Origin of the sequence: Amycolatopsis thailandensis, assembly GCF_002234405.1 — a bacterium.
Taxonomy (GTDB): domain Bacteria; phylum Actinomycetota; class Actinomycetes; order Mycobacteriales; family Pseudonocardiaceae; genus Amycolatopsis; species Amycolatopsis thailandensis.
Genome location: NZ_NMQT01000336.1, coordinates 1 through 1,148, shown reverse-complemented (window position 1 = coordinate 1,148; position 1,148 = coordinate 1). Strand labels below are relative to the sequence as shown.

The 1,148-nt window shown below is 68.1% G+C and carries 1 protein-coding gene; it reads right to left on the bottom strand.

The window, feature by feature from the left end:
- Window positions 1-1,146: carbohydrate binding domain-containing protein (locus CFP71_RS42730; protein ID WP_208636170.1), on the bottom strand; the 1,146-nt coding region annotated here is incomplete at its 3' end.
- Window positions 1,147-1,148: the final 2 nt, after the last annotated feature.

Genomic DNA, 1,148 nt, shown 5'->3' with positions numbered 1-1,148 from the left:
CACCGGCGTGGTCGGGTTACGGAAATCGTTGTCGCCGGAATTGAGGTACAGCGAGTGTCCCTCGAAGTCGATGTCGAGCCCGTTCAGCCCGTACCGGTCGATGATCGCGGAAACCGAGTTGACGAAGGCGTCGCGCGCGGCGGTCGTGGTCAGCTGGACCTGGCCGTTCTGCCCGCCGATGGAGATCAGGACCTTCTTGCCCTGCGCCTGCTTCGCGCGGATCGCGGCGATGAAGTCCGCGTCGCTTTCCACCGTCGGGCATTCCGCCACCGGGCACCGGTTGAACCGGATGTCGCCCGAGGTCACCGAAGTCGGTTCACCGAACGAAAGGTTGACGATGTCCCACGCGGCCGGGACGTCGGCCATCCGCGTGTACCCGGAGCCGTTGGCGAAACTCGCGTGCAGGTAGCCGATCAGCGCGTGCTTCGGCAGGCCGGTGTCGACGCAGCCGGCAGTCGTGGCGCCCGCCTCCGTGCTTTTCGGCGATTCACCCGCGCTGTTGTACGCGGCCACCGAATAGTTGTGCGAAGTACAGGCCGTCAGCCCGGAAATCGTCGCCGAAGTCCCGGTCACCGTCGCGACCACGTTCCCGCCTTCGTACACGCGGTACCCGGTCACCGTGCCCGCCGAGGCTCCCCACGACAGCGCGATCGATGTGTTCGTCACCGTGCCCACGGCCGGATTTCCCGGTGCCGGAGGCGCCCCCGGCGTCCCTCCGCCAGGCCCGTCGAGGCTGATGTCGTCCGCGAGGAAGGTGCCCGACCCGTACCAGCCGTGGACGTACACCTCCGCCGTCGTCTGTGTCGCCGACGTCGTGAACGACAGCGAAAGCTGCGTGTACGACGTCGCCGCGGTCCAGGTCGACGGCCCGCCGGTGACCCCGAGGTACACCGGATTCCCGTTCACCCAGGCGGAAACCGCGTAGGTCGTGCTGGGCTTGACGGATACCGTCTGTGCGCACTTCCCGATCGTCGAGCCGGGCGTGACCGAGACGGCGTAACCGCCCGAACGGACCGGTGTGGTGACGGCCGAGCCCGCCGCACAGGACCAGCCGGACGTGGAACCCGCCTCGAAGCCGGGATTGAGGAGCAGGTTGGCCGCGTTCGCGGTGCCGCCCCCCGTTATCAGCCCGGCGAAGGTGAGCACCA